The organism is Amycolatopsis sp. VC5-11 (genome assembly GCF_037034185.1).
GTDB classification, from domain to species: Bacteria; Actinomycetota; Actinomycetes; order Mycobacteriales; family Pseudonocardiaceae; genus Amycolatopsis; species Amycolatopsis nivea.
The window spans coordinates 56,026-80,490 of the sequence record NZ_JBAGKF010000014.1; the positions used below are offsets into that span (position 1 = coordinate 56,026).

Annotated in this window: 2 protein-coding genes; both read left to right on the forward strand. The window is 72.4% G+C overall.

Annotation, left to right across the window (positions count from 1 at the left end):
- The first annotated feature begins 34 nt into the window (after positions 1-34).
- Positions 35-313, forward strand: coding sequence for a hypothetical protein (locus WA670_RS32315; protein WP_336159946.1), 279 nt, complete (start codon positions 35-37; stop codon positions 311-313).
- Between the two features lie 83 nt (positions 314-396).
- The gene (locus WA670_RS32320; RefSeq protein WP_336159948.1) at positions 397-24,462 is read left to right on the forward strand and encodes an AAA family ATPase; all 24,066 of its coding nucleotides are present in this window, start codon (positions 397-399) and stop codon (positions 24,460-24,462) included.
- Positions 24,463-24,465 lie beyond the last annotated feature (3 nt).

The following is a 24,465-nucleotide window of genomic DNA, read 5'->3' on the forward strand; positions in this document are numbered from 1 at the left end:
CCCGCAACGTCCGAGAAGAACGAGGAACACAGCGATGAACTTCTACGGGATTCTGGCCAGTCAGCACTGGGAGACGTACCGGCCGCGGGAACTGGCGGAGATCGAGGACCCCGAGGCGCACTTCACGGATCTGGGCATGGAAATCTCGGCGGAGATCGACCGGCGGACGAACGCCGAGCAGCAGCGCAGCGGGCTGGGGACGTCGGCGGACTTCCTGGCGAACCTGCAAGCGCGCACCGCGACGCGGCAGCGCATCGTCGAGGAGGTCCTGCGGGAGATGGTCTTCGAGATCGAGGAGACACCCGCGAGCTAGACCGCTTCCGCCCCCGCAGCCAAGACGACTTCGCGCCGAGCGGGCACCGCACGCGGATCGAAGCCAACCTCGCCGCGCTGCGCGTGCTGGCCCGGCTGCACGGCGGCAGCCTCGAACACCTCGCCACCACGACACCGACCGCTACTGCGGCCGACCACGCGATCCTGGCGCGCTGGTCGGGCTGGGGCGACGCCGGACAGCTGTTCGACAAAGGCGACTTCGCCCGCCAGCGCCAGGAACTGCAAGCCCTCCTCACCGAGGAGCAGTACGCGGCCGCGAGCCGCTCGACCATCAACGCCCACTACACCGACGCCGGACTGGCCGCAACGATCTGGAACGGACTGCAGCGCCTCGGATTCACTGGCGGAACCGTGCTGGAGCCCGGGTGCGGCAGCGGGCACTTCATCGGCCTCGCGCCGCCGGATGCCGGAATGTGGGGCGTCGAACGCGAACCCGTCAGCGCGGCGATCGCGCGCGCCTTGTACCCGGACGCAAACGTCATCAGCGGGCCGTTCGAGGAATTCGGCGCGGCAGAGGGCTTTTTCGACGCCGCGATCGGGAACGTTCCGTTCGTCCACGCGGAGTTCCCCGACCGCAAGCACAACCCCAACAAGCACAGCGTCCACAACGGCTTCATCATCAAGTCGCTGCGTCTGGTCCGGCCGGGCGGCATCGTGGCCGTGCTGACCTCCCGCCTCACCCTGGACGCGGTCAACCCCGGCGCGCGGCGCGAGATCGCCCAGCTCGCCGACCTCCTCGGAGCCGTTCGCCTGCCCACCGGAGCCCACCGCCGAGCAGCCGGAACCGACGTCGTCACCGACCTGCTGATCCTGCGACGGCGCGAGAACGACACGAATCCCGCCGTGCCCGGCGAAACCTGGGAAAAGGCGCTGCCGCTGCAGATCGGCGACGACACCGCCAAAGTCAATCAGTACTTTCACCAGCACCCCGAACACATTCTCGGCGACCTCGCACTCGGCCACGGCATGCACAGCGACCGGGAACTGCTCGTCCGGGGCGATCTCGCGCGCCTGGACACGGACTTCGCCGCAGCGGTCGCCAGCATCGCCGACACCGCAGTGCACCAAGGCCTGACGCTCGCGCCCCGCACCGAGAACACGCCCCGCCCGGCCGCGCCCACCGCGATCACGGACCCGGACGCACAGCCGTGGGACGGCACCCTCACAGCACTGCCAGACGGCACCTTCACCGTCCGCGTCGGCGACGCCGAACTCCCCTACGAGCCGCCCGGAGAGGAAGCCGACCAGCTGCGGATGCTGCTGGGCTTGCGGGACGTCGCGATGGCGCTGATCAGCGCGGAACGCGCGTGCATCGACGACACCCCCGAGATCGCGGCGCTGCGCGCCGAGCTGAACGACCGCTACGACGCCTACCACGCCAAGCACGGCCCGGTGAACACGTTCACCGAAGGCCGGCAGCTTCGCTCCGGCTGGCAGGTGTATTCGGAGTGGGCGGACCGCAACGGGCACGACAAGGCCGTCGCCGACGGAGCGCTGGTCCGGGACTACCTGACCGAACTGCTGGCGCACGGGCTGGGACAAGACCATCTCGCCCGGCACCTCAACGGCATCGTCAGCCAGTACGAGACCTCCCTCAAACGAGCGGCGAACCGCGCGGCGAAGTCGGTCGCGGCAGAGCGCGCCTACGGGGACCCCGCGATCGACCGAGCCGCTATGGCCCGCGAACTGGCCGACACCGCGAACCCGCTGAGCCTGCTCGCGGCGGTGGACGAGCCCGACCCCCGCCTGAGCGAGGAGGCGATCCGGTCCGCGCGGGCACTGATCCAGCACGCGCCGAAGAAGACCGACCCGGAGCTGGATCTGGACGACCTCGGACTGCGCACCACGAAAATCATCCGGCCGAACCAGGGCGGGTTCCGCGACGACCCGGGTTCGCACGTCGTCGCCTCGCTGGAAGATTTCTCCGCCGCGGACCAGACCGCCCGCAAGACCGACATCTTCCGCCGCAGGGTCATCCACCCGCCGGCCGTCCCGCTCGGCGCCGACACCGCAGAAGAAGCCCTGGCGATCTGCCTCGACGCGCACTCCCGCGTCGAGCTCGCCGAGATCGCCCGCCTGCTCGGGCTGCCCGGAGAGCCCGAGGCCCGGGAAGCGCTGGGCCAGTTGGTGTTCGACGACCCGGACACCGGCGAGCCGATCTGGGCGCCGCTCTATCTGGGCGGCAACGTGAGGCGCAAGCTCGCGCGCGCCGAAACCGCCGCCGCGGCCGACGACGACCGGTTCGCCGCGAACGTCGAGGCACTGCGGAAAGTGATCCCGCCGGACCTCGGCCCGGCCGACGTCGAAGTACGGCTGGGCTCATGGATCGGTCCGAGCTATGTCACCCAGTTCCTCAAGGAGCTGCTCGACGACGACCACGTCCGGGCAGAAAGCGTCGCCGGGCTGTGGACCGTGCACACCAACCGAGGACAGCTCTCCGCCGCCAGCAGGCTCGCCGCCACCCAGATCTGGGGCACCGCGAGGGTCGACGCCTACGACCTGGCCGAACGCGTGCTCACCGGCGCCGCGATCCGCGTGACCGTAGAAGGCGTGTTCGACCGTGCCGCTACCGAGGCGGCGACGGACAAAGCCGCCGCGCTGTCGGACCGCTTCGCCGAGTGGGTATGGGAAGACACCGGTCGCGCCCGCCAGATTCTGCGCGCCTACAACGACCTGTTCAACTCCGAAATAGAGGTCGACTACTCCGGCATCCGGCTCAGCCTGCCCGGGATGTCAGAGGCGTTCCCGCCGAAGGACCACCAGAGGATCGCGATCGCCCGCATCGTCCACCAGGGCGGAACCGGGCTGGTGCACGACGTCGGAGCGGGCAAAACCCTGGAAATCATCGCGGGCGTCATGGAACGCAGACGGCGCGGCCTCGCGCGCACGCCCGTCGTGGTGGTGCCCAACGACTCCATCGCCGACCAGTTCCAGCGCGACTGGGGCCAGGCCTACCCCGGCGCGAGGGTCCTCATGGGCACGACCGACCACCTCACCGGCGACAAGCGGAAGAAATCGAAGAACGGAAGGGATGCCCGCGCGCAGTTCATCGCGAACGTCGCGACGCGCGACGTCGACGCCGTCATCATGACGAAAGAGTCGTTCGAAAGCATCCCGATGCCGTACGACCTTCAGAAGGCTTTCCTCCAAGCCGAACTGGACGACCTGCGCGCCGAAAAAGTAGCCCACGCCGACTCGATGAGCAAGACGATGACCAAGCGCATCGAAGGCGCGATGGAGAACGCGGAAACGCGTCTGCGCACAAGGATCTCAGAGATCAAACGCGACACCACGGGCATCGATTTCGTCATGGCGGAATTCGACTTCGTCGTGGTCGACGAGGAGCACTACTTCAAAAACGGGATGGTCCACAGTTCGATCCCCGGCCTGAGCATCGACGGCGCCCGGCGCGCCATCGACCTCGACATGAAGCTCCAGTACCTGCAGGACCGCCACGGCGGCCCGCGCTGCGTGCTGGCGACCGCCACGCCGTGGACGGGCACGGTCTCCGAGATCTACCTGTGGCTGCGCCGGTTGGGCCACGACCTTCCTCGCTTCGACGTGTGGGCCCGCACCTACGTCACGCTCACGAAGACCAACGAGATGACGCCCGGCGGGAACCTCAAACCGAAAATGCGGCCCCGCCGCATCATCAACGAACCAGAACTGTGGCACGCCCTGCGGATCACCAGCGACATCAAAATGAAGGAAGATCTTCCCCTGAAGATCCCCGCTTTCCGCGGCGGGAAAATCGAAGTCATCGAAGTGCCCAGCTCTGTGGAAGCCCGGATCTTCACCCTGGACGCCGCACGACGGGAACGCAATATCAGCGGCCGTCCGGAGAAAGGCAAGGACAACCACCTCGGCATCGCCCACGACGCCCAACTGGCGACGACCGACCTGCGCGCAGTCGGCATCACCGCCGAGTCGCCGCAAAAAGTCGACTATCTCGCCGACGACATCCGTCTCGAATGGGCCGCCGCCAAGGGCAACGTCTACTACCGCAAGGACGGAACCGAATACCCCCTGCGCGGCGGGCTCATCCTCGTCTTCGTCGACGAATCCACGCCGACGCCCAAGCACTGGAACTTCTACGACGAACTGCGCGCGCAACTCCTCGCCCGCGGCCTTCCCGAGGGCAGCGTCCGCTTCATCCACGAGGCCAAGACCTCGCAAGCCAAAGCCGACCTGCTCGCCGCAGCCCGGGAAGGCTCCATCGCCGTGCTGATCGGCTCGACCATGAAAATGGGCGCGGGAATCAACGTCCAGGACCGAGTGACCGTCGGTTACGAGGTCACCCACGGATGGCGCCCCGACATCAGCGCCCAGGCGCAAGGCCGCGCACGCAGACAGGGCAACCAGAACGAAGTCGTCTCCTGGAAGCGGCTCGTCCTCGCCCCGTCGATGGACGCCAAGCGGCTGGAGATCATGCTGCAGAAAGAGCAGACCTTCGCGCCGCTCTACGCCTCGACCCCGCCCGAGCGCTCCCGCGACGTCAGGACCGACGACGGCGACAGCATCGCCGAAGCCATGGCGATCGCGACCGGAGACCCGCGCTACCGCGAAAAGGACGACCTCGACCGCGAGCACGGCGAATTGACCGGCAGGAAGTCCCGCCACGTCGGCAATCAGCAGTCGCTGAGATTCGAGATCGCCGACGCGAACACGAGAATCGCCGAATACGAAGAGCAAGCCCGGCGGCAAGACACGCTCGCCGCGACCCTGGCCGACGTCTCCGGATCCGCGTTCTCGATGGAGATCCAGGGACGCGCCTACGGCAAGCGCGCCGAAGCCGGGGCACGCTTGCGCGAGGTTCTCCTGGGCTTGTCTGGGCACCGCGACCGCCTCGAGAAGCACCCGGCGGTCGCCCGCATCGCCGGTCTGACCTTGCACGCCGTGGTCAACCTCATCCACACGACGGTGACGGTCTACTCGCCGGACGCCGGCCGGGACTTCGCATCGGTCAGCGTGAGCCTCCGCGAACCGCCGAGCGAACTCGGCCTCGTCGCCAGCATCGAGAACCGGGTCAAAGCCGTCGCCGCCGCAGGAAACGCCACCCGGCAGCGGATCGCGGCGCAGCACGAGCGCATCGCCATGGCGGAACCCGAGGTCGGCAAGCCATTCCCGGAACAACAGCGGCTGGACGACGTCACTCGCCGACGCGAACAGTTGATCGACGAACTGCAGATCGCGGACGCCGCCGAGACTCCGCCCCCCGAGGACGACCACTCTCCCGAGGCGGTCGCACTGCGCCAGCGCATCGCGGCACGCCATGACGCCTGGCTCGCCACGCGCGCCAAGGCTCGTGACGGCGCGGCGGCTCTCGGAGTCCAGGACACTCGCGGGGAAATCTTCACCGACTGGTATTGCGCGATCACGCAGGGACTGCTGCCCGAGCACCAGCCGCCCGTCGATGCGGCGCTGCACGTGTGGCAGAGCATCGGCTCCCCGGGAGCCCGCCAGAAGCCCAGGCTCGCTCCGCTCGGGGCCACCCGGCCCGACCTCGACGAACTGGACGACCTCACGGCCGGCGACACGGACCTGGCGACCGGCCCCGACCGCGCCGAGAACGCGAGCGAAACACCCGAGACGCCCGGGGCTACAGCAGAAGACGGCCTTTCGGCCGCAGCGCGCCGTCCACGCCAGGACCGAAACCCCGACAACGAGACAGCGGATCCCGCGCAAGAGGACGAACCCGGTCTCGACGCGCACCCGATAGTCCCCGCGTCGACGAACGGGCAGAGAACAGGCGGCACCCGAGGAGACCGCCCGGCGCCCAGCAGCGCCGCCCCGCCCCACCCCGCAGCGCAAGCGCCGCGTACCGGCCACGCTCAGGAGACCGCGCCGCTACCGGAAAAGCACGCTGTCGCAGCCGAAACCGCCGGGGCTGTTCCGGACACCGCAGCAGAGATCGCGGAAGCGACGGGAATCCCGCTCCCGGCAGCGCAATGGCTGCGGCGCTACCTGCTCGCGATCTCGTTGCGGGACGGCGTGCGCGACCTCCACCGCGCGCACCCGGAGGACCTCGCCCCAGCGGTCGGGCGGGCCCTCGACGACGGGCTCGCGCTACGGGCGGGCAACCACACCGAGGCGGCGAGGCTCAACCTGCCGGAACCGGATCCCGCGATCGCGCGGCGCTACGCGGCGGAACCCGCGTTCGCCGCACGGCTTCGCGAGACCGCGCGCGGATGGGTGCTACGACGGATCGCCCACGATCTGACCGCCGGGCTGCCCGGGCTTGTCGGCAATCTCCTGAACGATCTGAGCCTGCGACGCGACGCCGCCGCCGTGGACTGGCTGCAGCAGTGGATTTCCGGCGCCGCCGCAGATCCGGAACTCCAGGTGTTCGCGCGCGTGAATCACGAGGACAACGCCGGGATCGCGATCGCTCCCCGCCTGGTTGACGCCGCCGCACTCGAAGTGATGGACGCCGGGGACGCCGACCACCCCGCCGTGGCCTACGTGCTCAACGAGGACCCGTTCGTCAACGAACGCGTCCTGGACCTTGCGCGCCATTGGATTTTCGACCACGTCAACCGACGCGGCTGGCACGCACCCACCGATCCCGCCGGCCCGCAGCACCAGTCGGACCCCACCCCAGCCCCCGACCACGAGGAGACCAGCACGGAGGAGGCCGTCATGACCGCAGCGGACACCGGTACACCCGAACCCGGCAACGAGCCCGAGCAGACTGCCTCGCCGCTCACCACTTTGAGGGCCTTGCGCGCGATCGCAGAGCAGTCCCAGTTGCACGTCACGCCCGAACACGCCGCCGGAGAGGCGTTCGTGCTCGTGCACGAGGTCGACTCCGACGGCGCGGCGCTGCCGCCGTTGCTGGCCTGCCGTCCGGGCGACCTTCGTTTGAGGAGCCCCTTGGGTCTCTCGGTCACGGTCGACCGTCTGGCCGAATATCTCGCGTCTTACCGGAACGCTGTTCCCGCGGAGGCGTTCCGGCGGCTCGATACGTCCGTCGCCGCTCGCCTCGCCGTCGTGGCGCCGGTGGTCGTCGGCGCGGCCGACGAGCACCAGGACGCCCGTCGGTTCGTCGCCGACGCGGTCGGCTTCGCCCAGCAGGACACGCCGACAGCGGTCGAGTTCTTCGCCCGCCGTCTGCACGAAGCCGAGATGGCCTTGGAGGGCCTGCGCCCCGCAGCCCCCCGCGCGGCCCGATTTCTCCGTGCCGTCGCCGACTACGGCCGCGCCTATTCCTGGACTGGCGATCCGGTCACCCACCTCGTCGGCACAGGCCGCCTCCCCGGCATCACGCCAAGCGAACGGCTGTGGATCGAGTCTTACCTCGGCGACCACCCGGACGTGCTGGACGGGCCTCTGCCCGACCACCGGCGAATCCAGCAACGCGACGCCCGCGAACGCGAGGAACGGCGACGCGGTGGCGCGGCGTGCGACGAGCGCGCCCGCGCCGCCTACGAACGGGGCCTGTTCGACGACGCGCTGGACGCGCTCGACGACGCGGAGCTGGCGGATCCGGACAGCAAAGTCCGCTGGGACCATCTGCGCACCAGCGTCCACGCCGCGGCATCGGGAACAGCGCCGGCCCAGGACAAGACAGGACCTGCCCCGTCGGAGCAGACGCCGCAGCCGGCCCTTCTGCCGGAACCCGAACTGCTCGCGCTGCACGCGCGCATCAACGCCGACGCCGCAGACTTCTTCGACGAGCAGTTCGCCGAGTCCGAACAGGCCCAGACATACGTGCGCGACCGTCTCGGCGGCCAGGACAAGGCGGACCGGGTCCGGCGCGGCCCGGGCAACGAGCACGGGCTGCAGATCGGATACGCACCGCCCGGATGGCAGAACCTTCTCCGCCACCTCCGCGGCAAGGGCTACCAAGACCTCGACCTGATTGAAGCCGGCGTCGTCAAACGGAACACGGATACCGGACGGGTCTACGACGCCTTCCGCGACCGGATCACCTTCGCCATCCGCGACGACGAAGGCCGAATTGCGGGCTTCACCTGCCGCGACCGTTCGGGCACCGCCACTGCGAAGTACCTGAACACGGCGACGACACCGCTTTTCCAGAAAAGCAGGCTGCTGCTCGGCTTGCACGAGCAAGCCGAACGCGGCGCAACGGGCGCGCACGACGATCGGCGCGCCGTCGTGCTCCACGAAGGAGCCTTCGACGTGGCCGCCACCTGGGCCGCCGACACCGACCGCGCACTCGTCGTCGTCGGCGTGAACGGGACCGCGCTGACGCTCGACCACTTCGACGCGATCGACGCCGTGGTCCCGGCCGAGGTCCGGCGCGTCTTCGGATTCGACCCCGACGCCGCCGCCAAAACGATCGCCAGCGCCGAGTCCGTACTCAACCGGTACCCGGCGGCCCACCCGCAGGACCAGTTGGCGATCACCGCCGTGCCCGGCGGACGGGACCCCGCCGAATGGGCCCTGCAGGACTTGAGCGAACTGGCCGAACAGGAGCGGCCGCCGTCCCACGCGGCGATCTACTGGTCCGCCCCGTGGACGCAGTCGGCACTCGGGACGGCGGTGCTGGCACGCATCGACCGGTTCGCGGACACCCTGGAGTTCGTCGACGGGCGGGTGAACGCTGCGAAACACGTCGCTGCCCTGCTCGCGACGGTCGACCCGGCCACGGCGGCCGATCACGCGGTCCTGGTCCAGGAAAAGCTCGGCGTCGACGTCGAGTACATGGCCGAATACATCGCCCAGATCCGGCAGAACAAAGGAGGTCCGCTCCCGACCCTCGGCAGCGACGCCGTGCACCCGTACGTCGCCGCCCAGTACGCCGCCTCGCGCCGCAGCGCGGAGACCCCGAATACGGCAACACCGGCGAAGACGGCGGAACCGGCCCCGTCACCGGACACGACCGCGGCCGACGCCCCCGGGCCTGCGCCCGGACGCCTCGCCCGCAAGCTCACCGTCGAGATCTCCGGGCGAACCGTCGTGCTGTCGGGAACGGACGGCAGCGAACCGCAACTATTCAGAGACGCTTTGAAGAAAGAGGTCAGACTGTGGTTTCGGCCCAGGGAAGGGAACACCTGGAAGAAAGCTGCCAGCACCAAAGCGGAGGCTGAAGGTCTCGCGCGCCGCGTGCACGAGGTCATCGCCCGCTTCGACGCCGCGGAAACAGCCCGCCGCACACCGAAACCGACGCTCCCGCCGACCCCGCAACAGCAAGCCATCATCGACGCGGCCCTCTCCGGACGGGACGTCGCGGTCCTGGCTCTGGCCGGGACCGGGAAAACCTCCACGATGCGGATGCTCGCCGACCGCATGACCGACCGGAAGATCATCTACTTCGCGTTCAACAGGAGCATCGCTGACGAGGCGCAGGGCGTGTTCGCGTCCCATGTGGACGCGGACACGATGCACGCTTTCGCCCGCCGGGGACTGCAGAACCACCCGCGTCTCAAGGAAAAACTCTCCAAGACCTCGAAGAGCGACGGCTACCCGGGGCCGGTCGCGCGCACGCTCGGCATGGACCCCGACGGCGAAACCACGGTCGGCGGGACGCGGGTGGAGAACGTGTCGCTGGTGCGGTCGGCGCTGCGCGCGGTGAAGCAGTACCGCGAGTCCAGCGACAAGCAGATCACCGGACGTCATCTCGGCCACGGCGACGCCCGGGAACTGACCGCCGTCGAGGCGGAGGTTTTGCGGCTGGCCAAGGTGATCTGGGCGGAGAAGATGAGCCCCGAGGGGACGCTGCAGTTCACCCACGACGACTACCTCAAAGCCTGGGCGCTGACAGGTCCGGTCCTGGACGCGGGCCTGATCATTTTCGACGAGGCGCAGGACGTGAACGAACTGCAGGCGCATCTCGTGCAAGCTCAGTCCGCGCAGACGATCGTGGTCGGCGACAGTTACCAGTCCATTTACGGATTCCGCGGCGCCAAGGACTTCCTGAGCGACTGGCCCGCCGACGTCGTCCTGCCGTTGACGAAAAGCTGGCGCTTCGGCCCGGCCGTCGCCGAGACAGGGAACCATTTCCTCGCGGCGCTGGGCGCGGATCTGCGGCTGGAGGGCAACGATGCGCTCGACAGCCGCATCGAGGAGGTCCGCGACCCCGATGCCGTGCTGTGCCGCACGAATGCCGGTGCCGTCGCCGCGGTGCTGGAGGGGTTCGAGGCGGGCAAGCGAGTCGCGCTCGTCGGCGGCGGCAACGACATCAAGGCCATCGCCGCAGCCGCGCAGAACCTCATGCGCAACCGGCGCACGAACCATCCGGACCTCAAGGATTTCGCGAACTGGAACGCGGTCCGGGCCTATGTCGAGAAGCACGAGGACGCGGTGTCCCTGCGCACCTTCGTCGGTCTGGTCGACCGCCATCGTCCGGGAGGCTTGATCGCGCTGGCCGACGAACTCGCCGACGAGAACGCGACCGCTGACGACCTGCGCCCGGAATTGGTGGTGTCCACGGCGCACAAAGCCAAGGGTCGCGAATGGAACACGGTGCAGATCGCCGATGACTTCCGGGAACCTCAACGCGATCCCGCCACCGGCGAGATCATCCTGCCTGCGGAAGAGGATCTGCGCCTCGCGTACGTCACCGTCACCCGTGCCAAGCAACGGCTCGGTCTCGGTTCGCTCGCCTGGATCCGCGAGTACGCGCAGTCCCGGCAACCGGATGCCGCCGCCCCGGCCGACACCGCGACTGCGGCGGTCACCGCGGAGACTGCCGACAAGGCCGACGCTGCGGCCGACACCGTCGAGGCGTCCGCGCCGCCAGCAGCCCCGGAGGAAGGGCTGACCGTGCTGCCCGCCGCCGCCCGCGACGCGGTCCGGCAGATTCTGGAGTCCCGGGGCTGGCAGGTAGAGAGCCTGGGCGAGCCCGTGGAGGCGGGGGAGGGCGAACTGTGGTCGCGCGGCGACTGGAGCGCGGCGCTGACGTATGGCTACGACGGCCTGCTGGCGACGCCGCTCTTTCTGCGGAAAGTGGTCGCGAAGCTGGATGAGGACGCGAACCCGGTCACGACGAACACGGCGTGGGAAGCCGGGGAGACGGCGGTGTCCTCGCTCGACGACGTGCGGCAGGTGCTCGACGAGGCCGGACGGCACGGCTGGGTGGTGCCCTCCACCCGCCCGGGGATGTGGCGGCTCGTCACCGAGCCGACGGCAGCGCACGCCCGCGCGGCCGCAGCGGGAGTGGACCGACGCGAAGTGGCCTGGGCTCCGGACGGGACCTGGCGCAGCGCCGCCGGAGGAGACCCGGTCGCGGTGCTGCCCCCGACGCCGGTGCTGCAGCTGCCGGACCTGCGGGCGGTCAAGCGCTTCGTGCTCGGCCTCCGCCACCGGGACGCGTCTGTTGCCCGCCTGGTCAATGCGGTCCTGGCCGGAGAGGAGCGCGACGGCGTGACGCCCGCGCACGCACTCGCCCGCTTGGCCGACGCCGATCCCGAGGTGCACCGTCGAGCCGCGGCCGCGGCGCTCGGCGCGGGAGTCCAGCGCGGGCGGGCGTTCAACGCGAGCGGTGCCACTGTTGCGCTGCAACGCCTTCTCGACGGAGACCCGACGCTGCGGCTGCCAGAACCTGCGGACCCCGGGCCTGCGCCGTCCTCGTCCGACGCAGCGAAGCCCCCGTTGCCCGCCGCGCCTGCCCCGGCGCAGGGGCAGGCGCCGGACCCGCGCGACGAGTTCCTCCCGGCGCTCGATCCGGCAGCGGCCGGCACCGCGACCGGATTGCGGACGTGGCTGCGGGACTGCATGGAGTCGCTGCCCGCCGAGATCGACGGAGCCTCGCCCGGGCCGGTGCGGCTCGCGCTGGCGCTCGGGGGCACCGCGCTCGCGTCCGGCGACGCGTTCACCGCCGGGGAATTGGCCGCGCGGGTCGCGGGCAGTGCTGCCGAACCCGGCGACACGGCGCGCAGGCTCCGGCAGTTGGCCGATCTGATCGACGATGCCGCGCCCGCGAACAGCCGGGACGCGTTCGGCAGGTTCGCCGAGGGCCGCGGCCTGACCGAGCATCTGCGCGCGGTCTCGGACGGCATCGACGCCGTCGTCGGCGACGAGCGCGCGCTGCGCCGCGCCCAGGCCGACGCGCTGTTCGCCGCGGTCAATCCGGACGCGGTGCGAGTCGCGGCGCACTTCGCCGAGCGCGGCGAGCTGGAGCGCGTACACGAGTTCCTCGGCGGACCCCTCCCGCCGCATCAGCGCACGGAGCTGATCGACGATGCCGCGCTGTGGCTGCTGCAGGAGGCGTTCGTCCACCAGTCGGCGCGCACGCGTTTCGACACCGCGAGCGCGGCCGAGCGGCTGCTCGCCGACGGGCGGGGCGAGGAGACTGCCCTCGCCGCGCAGGCGCTGGCGCAGGCGGCCCGGGACCGGGCGCGTTTCGCCGACGAGGTCGGCCGTGCCCTGCGGGACGCCGGGATCGCGACGATCGCCCACCACCTCGAGGTCGTGGCGTCCGCGCTGGCCAGGGAAAACGGCTTCGCGCTGCCCGGCGCGCCCGGCGACTCGCACCGGCCGGCGGAGACCTCGCCGCTGGTCGTGGCCGATGTCGCGAGCGCGCTGCGCGCCGTCGCCCGGCTGGAGCACGGCCAGTTCGCGCACCTGGTCCGCGAGGTGGACCGCGACGATCCGAGCGCGCCCGTCGACGCGGACGGATCCAGCGTGTTGGGGTACGAACGCGGGCCCGGCGAAGCCGACGCGGGCGCGGTCGACACTGTGCGGTTCCATTCGCGGGGCTTGAGCCTGACCGTCGACCTCGATCACGGGCAGCTGCGGGAGGGACAGCTGAGCTGGCCGCAGGTCCAGGCGTGGGTCCGGTCCGGCCTGACCCCGGGCAGACACGCGATCGTTCTCGCCGCCGACACGGCGCTGCGCGGTTTCGACCGCGCGGCGGACGCATTCGACGCGGCCGGGGAAGCCTCTCTCGCCCGCGCGGCGAGGGACGAGCTGGCAGCGCTGCGCGAGGCGACCGGCCTCGCCGTCGTCGACGCCGCGCAGAAGGCGCAGTCGACCGGGCGAGCCCGGATCCGGCGGCCGAAAGGAACGACCGCCAAGACCGAAGCGAACCTGATCACCGCCGAGGCGCTGTCGACGATGTCGCGCGCCGACCGGGACACGGTGCGGCGGATCCTCGACTTGGCCGCGGTCCTCCCGCCCGCCGGCTCCGGCGCGCCCGCCGCGTCGCTGTCCTCGGTGGAACCGCCGCCCGGCCGGGCACCGGCGGGGCGGGAAGCCGCGGCGCCCGCCGCCGCGGCGGCGGAACGGATCGGGCTGGAGGTGCCGGAGGACTGTGATCCCGCCGAGGACGGGTGGGAACGGATCGCCACCACCTACGGGGCCTCGTCCACGGAAACCTGGGCGCGCGGCGGCACACAGCTGGTCCTCGCCTGGCTCGCCGACGGGGACAGCCTGACGCTCGACCGCCGTGTGGTGATGCGCGACGAACTGCTGCCCGGCGACATCGAGCACGAACTGGTGTCCCTGGACGACCTGCGCAGGGTCCTGGCCGAGGCGGGTCGCGTCGGCATCGCGCTGCCCGACGGCCCTGGGTGGGCGGTGTTCCCCCAGCCCACCGCCGAGCGGCGCGGCGGCGCGCACCGCCGCAGCGGCAAAGCCCAGGACGTCCGGCTCGACCCGGATCGCGGCTGGGTGCGCGCCCGCGACGGCTCCCCGCTCGGCAGCCACGGCGACCCGCGCACTTCCGGCCCCGCTGCACCCGCGACCTCGACCGCACCGCCCGCGCCGACGGCGACAGCTCCCGCCGAACCACCGGCGCCGCCGGCCGCGCCCCCGTCGGAAGGCTTGTTCGAGCTGCCTTCCCCGTCCGGACGGAGCGAACCGGCCGAGGCGCGGCCGTCCGCCGCCGAGCCGACAGCGCCGGGCCGTGCACCGGCTCCCCGGGTCCCTGCGGTGTTGCCGGGCGGGCTGGACGCCGCCGACGTCACCGCTGCGCTCGGCGCGCTCAACGACAACGCGCTGGTCAAAATCCTCTCTGCGGCGGGCGAGCATGCGACCGGGTCCCCGCTGTCGTTGCCGCACGGCTGGGGCGGGTTCGGCTCCCGCGACGGCCGGGGCGGGCGGGCGGAGAACCGTCCCGCCGGCCTCCGCATCTCCTACGGCGACGACGGCGGCCGCGACGGCACCGTGGCGTGGCCGTTGATCCTCGGCTGGTTCCGTGAGGCCGCCACGCCGGAGCAGCGCCAGGTGATGCGCGCGGCGCTCGCCGCCGAGGACCTCTACGGCCACCACCTCCGCGCGAAAACGTTCGCCGCCGCCGGAGAGGAAACCCTCGCGGGGCTGGCCCGCCGCGAAATCAGCGGCGTCCTCGCCGACACCCGAGCGGCCCTCCTGACCGGTCTCGCCGACGTCGTCGCGGGGAGCGCCGCCGAGCCCGCCGAAGCCTCCGAGAACCCGGCGCCCGACGCTCTGGCCCGGATAGTCGAGCTGGTCGCCGTGCTTCCCGGAGCCACGGCCCCGGAGACGGTCCCCGCCGACTGCCTGGCCCCCGGCGACGTCATCGCGCACCCGACCCACCGCGACACCCCGTTGCGGATCACCCGGCCGCCGGTCGAGCGCGAGGACGGCGTCGTATTGACCGGCGAACTCGTCCGATACCACGGCGAGCCCGGCACCAGACCGTCGACGGCGACGCTGCCCGACGTCGACGGCGCCCGGGCCCAGTGCCAGCGCTGGCCGCTGCCGGGCACGCTGACCGGCCTGGTGCAGCACCCGGCGCCGCTCGCGCCGCCCGCCGACGCGCCAGACCTGCTGGACGTGCCCGACGACCTGCACCCGGAGCGGTTCGGCTGGACCCTCTCCGGCGCCAGACACGAACCGGACGCCCTCGTGCAAGCCTGGTCGCGCGACACCACGACGCTGCTGCTGCGCTTCCCCGGCACCCGTGAACCACGGTTGTCCACCCGGCTGCGGCTGCTCGCCGCACCCCGCCCGGCCGTCGCCGAACACACCGTGGCCTCGCCCGACCAGTTGCGCACCGTGCTGGAGGAGGCCGGCCGCACCGGGACCGCAGTGCAGGTCGACGGCGACTGGGAGATTTCCCCGGTCGCGACCCGTCGACTCGCCGCCAACGCCGCCGACCGTGACGAGGACGTGCGGCAGGTCGGGTGGGACCGGGTGCGCGGCTGGGTGTTCGTCGGCGAAGGCCGCGCCGTCCCGAATCCCGACGGGCTCGTCCCCGTTGCCCGCCCGGCGACCGCGCCGGACCGCCCCGTGTCCGCGCACGACGAGGACCAGGCGAGCCTGTGGGATTCCCCGCAGGCCGGCAGCGACGCTGTCGCCTCACCGGTCCTCGCCACCGGCTTGCCCGACGCCCTCGACCGCAGGGCGACCGCTGGACACGAAGGCGTGCCGCGACGCGGACTCAGGGTGCTCGCCGCGAGCGGCGATGACCTGCTGGCCGAGGGCATCCGCGTCGCGGAGCGCGCGCTCGCCGACGCGGGCGCGGCGGGCGGCGCAGACCCTGCCGCGTGGGACGGACTGCTCGACCTCGTCGCAACGGAGACCGAGCGCGAAGGCAGGGAACCCCCGGCCAGTGCGCGCTCCGCGTCGTGGTGGGTCCGGCAGGCCCGCGAAGTGCTGCGGGAGGAATTCGGCTGCACCGTCGCCGCCCCTGACGGCCCGGGCGAGTCGAGGATGGCGGTGAGCCCCGGCCGGGTCCTCATCGACGACGCCGAGCCGCAGCCCGCACAAGCCGCCCTACTGCTGGCCGAGATCGCCACGCGACGGTGGGCCGCCGAGCGTGCCGCGGCGGTCTCGAGTACCGGCGAAGCACTGCCGCGCGCGAAGGTCTCCGACGAGGAGATCGACCGCAGCGTCGACCGCTCGATCCCGGAGGAGACCCTCCGGGACAGGTTCAGGGCAGCGTCCCAGGACGAGCGCGACGAGCTGCGCGCTCTGGGACGGCAGGCGGCGGCGCTCGGGTACCGCCTCGGCGCCGCCGATCACCCGAGCACGCCCAACCTGGCGTTCTCCGGCAACAGCCACACCTACCGCGCGCTGATCGACGAGGCGCAGCGTCTGGTCGACGGCGCGGGCATCCGGGTGCTGGCCACGCTGGACGGCCACCCGGTCGTCGAGCACGTCCGCTCCGCACTGACGCGCCGCTCAGCGTCGCCGGACCCGCGACGACGGGAATGGACGACGGCGATGCTGGCGATGGACGCGGTCGCGGACTACCTGCCGACCCCACAGGGGTTCTCGCTCCCGGCGCTGGCCGAACACCTCGCGGACGCGCGCACTCCCGCCGACGATCTGCGGCCGCGCTGGCTCGACACGATCCCGGCCGACCAGCGGGACATCGTCGCGGAGACGATCGAGCAGGCCGCGCGGGTGATCGACGCGGCCGCCGAGCCCGGCCAGCTGGCATGGCTGTCGTGGAAGCTGCGTTCGGTCGGCCGCGAGATGCGCCGCCCGGCGCCGTCCCCGACGGACACGCCGCGCGTCCCAGGCATCGGGGCAGCCGGGCTGGTGCTGCTGCCCGCGCAGCACCCCGCCGCCCAGCCGCTGGCGGACCAGCTGCGCGAGGCACTGCGATTCCAGCCCTGGCTGCACGGCGCGAGCGAACACGCCGGCCTCGGAGTCAGGGCGCTGCTCGACCTGCTGGACGGCACCGACGACGACCCGCGGGCCACCGCCGAGTCGATCATCGCGTCCCTGCCCGAACCCGCCCGCACCGGCGACGTCGTCGGCGACCTCGCCGGACAGCTCGACGACGCCGCCACCCTCCTGCAACCGGGCGGGCACACCCCGCCGGTCGGCACATCGGACACGCCGCTGCCGGACTACGTCCGCGACGTCGCCGCCTCCTTGACAGCGGCGGCAGCGGGCGCACTGCGGCGGGGCGAGGGAACCACGGGCATCCCCCGGCACCGCCCGACCACGATGGCTCCCGCCGCCAGGGTCGAGCAGCGCGCCGAACGTCGCCGCCAGCTGGACGAGGCGGCCGCCGCGCGACTGCCGCAGATCGCCGCCGACGCCCGCGCCGACGCGGCCACCACGCTGCGGAACCTCGGCGACGGCGACAAGGGCGCCGCGCTGCTCGCCCGCGCCGCCGACGCGCTCGACGCCGGGCACACCGCGACCGCGCAGGCATTCCTCGCCGACGCCTTCACCGCGACTGCGCGGCCCCGCGCGCTCGGCGGCCACGCCGCCGTGGCAGTCCTGCGCCTGGAGCTGCAGCGCGCCGCGCTCGGCGGAGTCGCACCGGAACCGGACTGGGTCGCGCGCGCGGCCCCGTCCGGCCTGAACCCCGGCGGTGCGAGCGACCTCGCCGCGAACTGCACCTCCTGGGCCGACACGCTCCGCTCCCGCGTCGACGCCGGAGACGACCTGGCCAGCCTGCTACAGCGATCGGGCATCCGCGGCATCGCCGACGCGCTGGACGAGCAGGCACGACTGCTCGCCGCACGCCACGCGACCGCGTCGCCGATGCCCGGTCCCGACCGAGCCGCAGAAGCCTCCCCCGCACGCACGGCCCCGGCGGAACCGGCCGCGGCACCCGAGCAAACGGGCGTGCCCTCAGGCCCGGACACCGCTCGGGAGCAGTCGCCCGAGGCCGGGCCGGAGGCGCAGGACGCCCCGGCCGAGGTCCCCGGCCCCCGCCGCGACAGCCAGGAATCCCCGCCCGCCCGCAGCGAACCGCTCCCGGCCGCTGCCTCCGCCCCGCATGCTCCTTCCGCTCGGCCCGCGCCGGTCCCGGACCGCACCTCGACGGCTGAACCGGCGGACGAGGCGGGCTTGTTCGACCTCGCGCCCGACGACCCCGCCGAGACCGCGTCGGCGGCGGACCAGCCCTGGGCACTCGCCCCGGCCGGGACCTCGTCGGTGTTCCCGGCTGACGCGGCCGACGATCCCGGGCCCTACGGCACGACGTTCGCGCAGGCGCTCGCGACCGCCGTGACCGCGGCCACCGAAACAGCGCTGCGCGGAGGGCACGACCCGGACTCCTGGCTGGACTTCGCCGACCTGGTCATGCACCACCCCGACGGCGCCGACCGCAGAACCGAACGCGACGGGACACTGCACGACGAGGGCGGCCGCTGGTGGCTGCAACAGGCCGCGCGGGCACTGCGCGACGAGCACGGCATCACCCTCGAAGTCCGCCCGCCCGCCCGCCGCTCCCGTCACCGGCCCGACGCGATCGCCCTCGACCGCGACCGCGGCCTGCTCGTCCTCGACGGCGGCCAGCCGGTCGGGACGCTGGCGTTCAACGCGATGGCGACCCTGGCCAGGCTGCGGATCGAGGCCGAGCGCGACGCGGAGCTGCACCGCACGACTCCAGCCCGGGAACCGGTCGAGGTCTCCGACGAGGAGATCGACTCCTGGCTCGGACTCACCCGGCCACCCGCCGACCCCGAGGAAGGCGGTGTCTTCACCGCACCGGAGCTCTACGCACGCGCGCACGCGCTGGCACGGGAAGCCGCCGGGTTGGGAATGCGGCTCGGCGCCCCGGAGGACCCCCCGCCTGTCCTCGCCCGGGAGGAGGCCGACCACTCCTACCGGGCAGGTCGGCAGGAGGGCGTCCCCTGCGCCTTGCCCTTGTCGGCGCCGGGACTGCCGAAGCGGCTCGAGGAAGCGCGCAGCAGGATCGACGGTCTCACGATCGCGACGACAGCGGACCTGAGCGCGCATCCGGCGGTGACGCGGGTCCGGGAGTCGGTCGCGGACGTGAATCCAGGCAGGAAAGCGACGCCGGAAGAGAGAGCGCGTCTGCGGGGGATGGCCGCGGCGATGGCGTTGCGGGATTTCCTGCCGCTGCCGCAAGGGAACGACCTGGTCTCCATCGTGGAGGAGACGACCTTGCTGCGCGGGACGCCGGAGGAGCTGCTGCCCCGGCGGCTGGACCACGTGCCGGGCCTGGTGCTGCCGCACCTCGCGGACGTTCTGCGGCAGTCGGGGCGCTGCTTGGACACCGCCGACGCGTCGCTCGGCTGGCTGGCCGCGCGCCTGCGCGCCATGGCGGGAGTGCTGGAGCAGCGCGCCGCGCAGGATCACGGCGGGCTGCCCGTCCTGCCGCTTGCGCGCACCGGGCTCGCCGCGTTGACGCTGCTGCCGCCCGACCACCCGGCGAGCCCCACGCTGGAGACCCAGCTGGAGCGCTATCGCGATCAGCCGGTCATCTCCTTCAACCTCGCCGACTCGTACGCGATGAAAGACATCCTGTCCACGCTCGCCGGACCGGCCGACACGCCGGAGCAGCAGGCCGACCGCCTCGCAATCGACGACCCCGCGCAGCCGAAGCGCCACGTCATGTCCGACGAGCGCCGCTTCGACATCGGCCGGGCGTTCGTGCAGATCGCGCTCGCGGTGCGCGCCGCCGGGCACGTGCGCCCCGTGGGGAATCCCGCGCTGCCGCTGCCGGACTACCTGAACGACGTCGGGCACTCGCTCATGCGGCGCAGCGGCCTGCCCTCTCGCGTCTCGCTGACCGCGGCGCCGACCGGCGACTGGAGCGAGGAGCCCGTGGCCCAGCGGCTCCAGCGCCGTGCCGAGAGAGCCGCCGCCGACAGGAAACGCGTCGTCAAGGACATCCGGAATTCCAGCCTGCGCGCCCGCCAGGAGGCGACGGCGATCCTGCACGCGATGACGGCGCCCGACGGGGCCGTCGCTCGACGGGCAGCCCAAGCCATGGCCACGAGCGAGGCCGGCGACCCGGTGTCCGCGCGGATGCACCTGGCCGAAGCGATCGCTTCCGCCGACGGTGTCCAGTCGTTGAGCAGGGGGGCCCGTTTCACCCAAGGGCTGGTGGTGCACTGGCTGCAGCGCGACGTGCTCGGCGACCGTGCGATGACTCCGGCGTGGGTCGCGAGAGCGAGCGCGACGTCGGGCCATCCCAGCGATTCCGCGGAGACGACCGCTCGGTACCGGACATCGAATCTGTCCGCGTGGGCATGGGCGCTGCGCAAGGCGAGCAAGGACACCGACCGGCTCGGCCGGATGCTGCAGGCCATCGGAATCGACCGCGTCGCCGCGGACCTCGACGCGGTCTGCTCCGCCCTGGCCGAACGCTACGCATTCCGCGCGCCCGAACCGCCCCAGCCCGCGCCGCGGCGTCCGGTCGGACCGGTGGTGCTCAGCGACGGCCGCGAACTGTCCAGGGTCGCCGACAGCCAGTTGCCCCACCGGTTCCGTGACCGGTGGCCTGGAGACGCGTTCGTGCTGACTGTCCCGGGACGTGCACGGGTGATCGTCGCGGCTCCGTCGCCCGAGGTCGCCGACGCCGCCCCTTGGCGGTGGGCGGTGCAACAGCTCGACGCCTCCGGCGAGGCCGTCGGCGCGGAGCAGATCAGCGGCACCGCCTACCGGAGCCCGGCGACGGCCGTGCAACAGGCGGAGAAGGCCCTCCGCCAGCTGCTCGCGGCGCTGGACAAGCCGGTGCCCGCGGCGACCGCGGGAGTCGACGGGCCCATGGCGGACCTGGCGTTCGTGCCCAAGTGGGGAGGATTCGCCGACCAGCTCAGCCACCAGAACCTGCCCGCCTCGCTCCGGCACCGCACCGCGCAGCTGGCACTGGGCATGATCCCGCGACTCGACGCCCGCTCGACCACGCCGGAGTCGAACGCCTCCTGGCTGCTGGCAGGCGGAGACGGCCCGTCGCTGACCCGAGAACAACAAGCGGAAGCGACCGGCTACCTGCGCGATCTCGCCGCGCTGGCGGACCTGCACGGCAAGCACGGCGTGCCCCGCCGGCTCGCGACCGGCGGACCGAAACCCCGTGCCGTCAGCGCGGCGTTGAAAGAGGTTCTCGCGCACGCGGAATCGACGGTGACGCAACCGGGATCCGCGCCGGAGGCAACCGCGCCGGAGGAAGACCGCAGCCGCGCGGACGCTCCGGCAGACCGCGTCGCCCGGCCGGACCAGCCACCCGCAGCCGACACGGCGTCAGCGGACGCCGCGCCGACACCGCTGGTCGCTGCGCTGCCGATGTCCGACGGCCGCCGCGCGCTGCGGTATCGCCGGGTCGAGGCGGGAGAGAAAACCATCAACAGATTCGGCTACGACACCTACGAACTGGTGGAGTCCGAACGGTTCAGACTCGTGGTCAAAGGAAGCCCGGCGGAAGTGCCGCGCCAATCCGGGAAACCGTGGACCTGGTTCCTGCACGGGATCGACGCCGATGGCAAACCCCGCGGCGCAGGCCTGAACGAAATGCGCTTCAGCCAGAAAACCCACGAGTACAGGACCCCGCAGGCAGCGCTCGCGGAGGCGGAAAAGTGGCTGGCGCACCTGGAACGCCACCTCGACGAGCCTCAACTGGTGGAACCGTCGCCGGTGCGCGGCCCGATCGGCGAACTGGAGTTCGTCCCGGGGTGGGGGGACGCCTCGAGCCAGTTGCGGGACCAGCCGCTGCACGGGCTCCCGGCGGCGGCGAAATGGGCCGTCAAAGTGGCATATCGGCTCAACTCGGTGCTGCCGTCGCCCGAAAGGGAGGCGGTGTGGATCCGGGAGACCGGTCACCTGCCCGGCAACGTCAAATTCCCGCCCGATTTCGTGGACGCGATCGCGGGGCACATCGGAGACCTCGCCGACCACGTCGCGGCGTCCGGGATCACGGACGCGTTGCCCGATGCGCGGCATCCGACGCGCCTGAGCGACGCCCTGCGGGAAGCCCGCGACATCCTGCGTCCCGTCGCACCGGAACCGACCGCCGTCGCCGACACCGGCATCCGCCAGGCACCGCGCACCACCGAAGCACCTGAGCACGGAACCGTTCCCGGCCCGGCGACAGCAGCCACGACGGCTCCCGCTGGCGAAGGCCCGGACGACGCCGCGTTCCCGGCGGCACTGACGCTGCCCGACGGCCGACAGGCGGCCCGGGACGAGGCGCCAACGCAGCCCGGCGACCCGCAAAGCCTTGTGGCATACAGGCTCGACGCTCCCGGCTTCCGCCTCCGGATCACCCGCGCGCAGGACGAGGCCGGGACCGAGGGCTGGCGCTGGTCGCTGCGCCGTGTCGACGACGCAGGGCGTCCTGCCGGTGCGGCGCTGAAGGACTCCCCGCCGCTGGCCACCGCCGCAGCCGCGATCGCCCAGGCAGAAAAGGCCGTCGCGGCAATGGAGGCGTTCCTGCGCAACTCTCCGACACGACAGCACAGGACAGTGCCCGGGCCGATCGCGGCGCTCGAATTCGTCCCTGGCTGGGGCACCGCGGCCGACCAATTGCGCCGCCTCGACCTCCCGGCCGAAGCGGCCACGGGACTGCCCCGGATCGCGGTGATGATCGCCGAACGACTCGACGCACCCGACACTTCCCACCTGGACGCCGCCCGCTGGGCCGCACGCGGCCCAGGCAACCAACGCCGCGCCGACACGCAGATGAAAGAACTCATCACCCACTTGCGGGCCCTGGAAACCCGCATCGCGGATTCCGGAGTCGACGACCGTCTGCGGCACCAGCCGGACGGCCCGGGCCTGCGCGCGTCCCTGCGCGCCACCCGCAACGAACTCGCCTGGCTCGTCGGCGTCGACCCCGACACCGTGCGCCCACTGGCTTCGTCAGCCACCCGGAGCCGACCACCCGAACCCCGACCCGACGCGCAGCCTCGCCGCACCCAGCCCCCGCGACCCCGCGCAAACCCCGCGCCGCCGCAGCTGGAGCCCGTCGCTCCTCCCGCACTCTCCACGACTCCCGACGACCGCGCGGATCGCCCGGAACCCCAGACCGTCCCCGAACCGCGAACCGAACTGCCCCCGCCGGGCGGCACCCCCGACGACGATCCGGAGACCGCAGGGCCCGGCGACGACGAGGAGACCACCGCGCCGCCGGACCCGGCCGCGGGCACGGATGGAGACGACTGGGATCGGCTCGAAGCAGAGTACGGAGACTTCGACCCGCTCGCCCCTGCCCCTGCCGCCGCAGACGAACCTGCGCCCGCGCCGGCTCTCGCGACCGGCGAACCGCACGAGGACCGTTCGCGCGCGGGCGAGTCCCGCTCCGCCGAGCCGCCCGCGCCGCGCCGCGCCGTTCCCGCAACGCAACCCGCGCCGCCAGCACCCGGGCGTACCCCCGAAGCGGCGGAAACATCGCGCGCGGGGACAGACGACGCACCCGAGACCGCTGCTCCGGAACCCGATCCGGCGTCGCCGCCGCAGCGGATCGGCGTGATCGAGATCCTGCGCCGCCGGATCTACCCGGTGGACCCGACCGCCGACACGTCCGACCCCGGAACCGAGCTGGCCATCGTGGAACCCGGCCGCTACCCGCTGCTCCGGCACGGCGCCCACACGTTCTGGACCATGACCGGCACCCGCATCGGCGGAGACGGAGGATTCGACCTCGCCGCCCCGGACCGGGTCACCTGCTCTTCCCGGCGCTACACCCCGGCCGGCTGGCAGAACTTCCTCGCCGCCGACCCGACTTGCCAAGAAGGACGCGACGGCCAGCGGTTGCGGGTCGTGCTCTCCGCAGACGACCCGGCCGCCGAACCGCCCTTCGATACTTCCGCCGCCGACCCGGCCGAGCCCGCGACCGCAGAAGGCCCCGACCGAACCGACGCCGACGCCGACGCCGACGCCGACGCGCGACGGTGGGGCGAGCTCGTCGCCGACGCCGCCGAACTCGGCGTCTCGGTGCGCACCGCGTTCAGCGACGAGTCCGAAACCCGCTGGAGCACGGGCGATCCCGAGGCCCAAGCGCCGGACGAGGCGGTCGAGGCGACAGTGCTCGTCGCGGCAGCCCAACCGCCCCGGGCTCGCAACGCCGACCTTGCCACGCGGCTCGTCGACATCGCGATGACCCGCTTGGCAACGGAGACCACCGACGACCTCGCCATCCCAGGCCAGCGCACGGACGGCCTCGCCGCCGCGCGGAACACCGGACCCCGGCACGCAACCGACCGGCCCGAGCCCGAACCCGCCTGGTCGGGCCGGCTCACCCGGCTCAACCTCGCGGACATGTTCCGCGCTCCGGACCCGCCCGGCGCGAACGCCGTCGCCGAGCCCGCTCCGGTGCTGGCGACGGTCCGGACGGGCGGGAAACACGCGCGCCCGGACCCCGACGACACGGCGGGGGAACCCACCCCTATCTACGACCAGCTGCTGCGGGCGATGGCGCTGCACGGACTGGCCGACCCGCCCCGCGTCTCCCCGCCGGCGCCCCGCAACGCGGACCGCCGCTCGCAACCGGCCGGCGGACGCACCCCGAGAACCGCACCGGACTTCGCCACGACAGGCAGAACCCGATGACGC

What these genes read in the sequence shown, in the direction of transcription:
- WA670_RS32315 (WP_336159946.1), top strand. Translation starts at nt 35, where the DNA reads ATGAACTTCTACGGGATTCTGGCCAGTCAGCACTGGGAGACGTACCGG.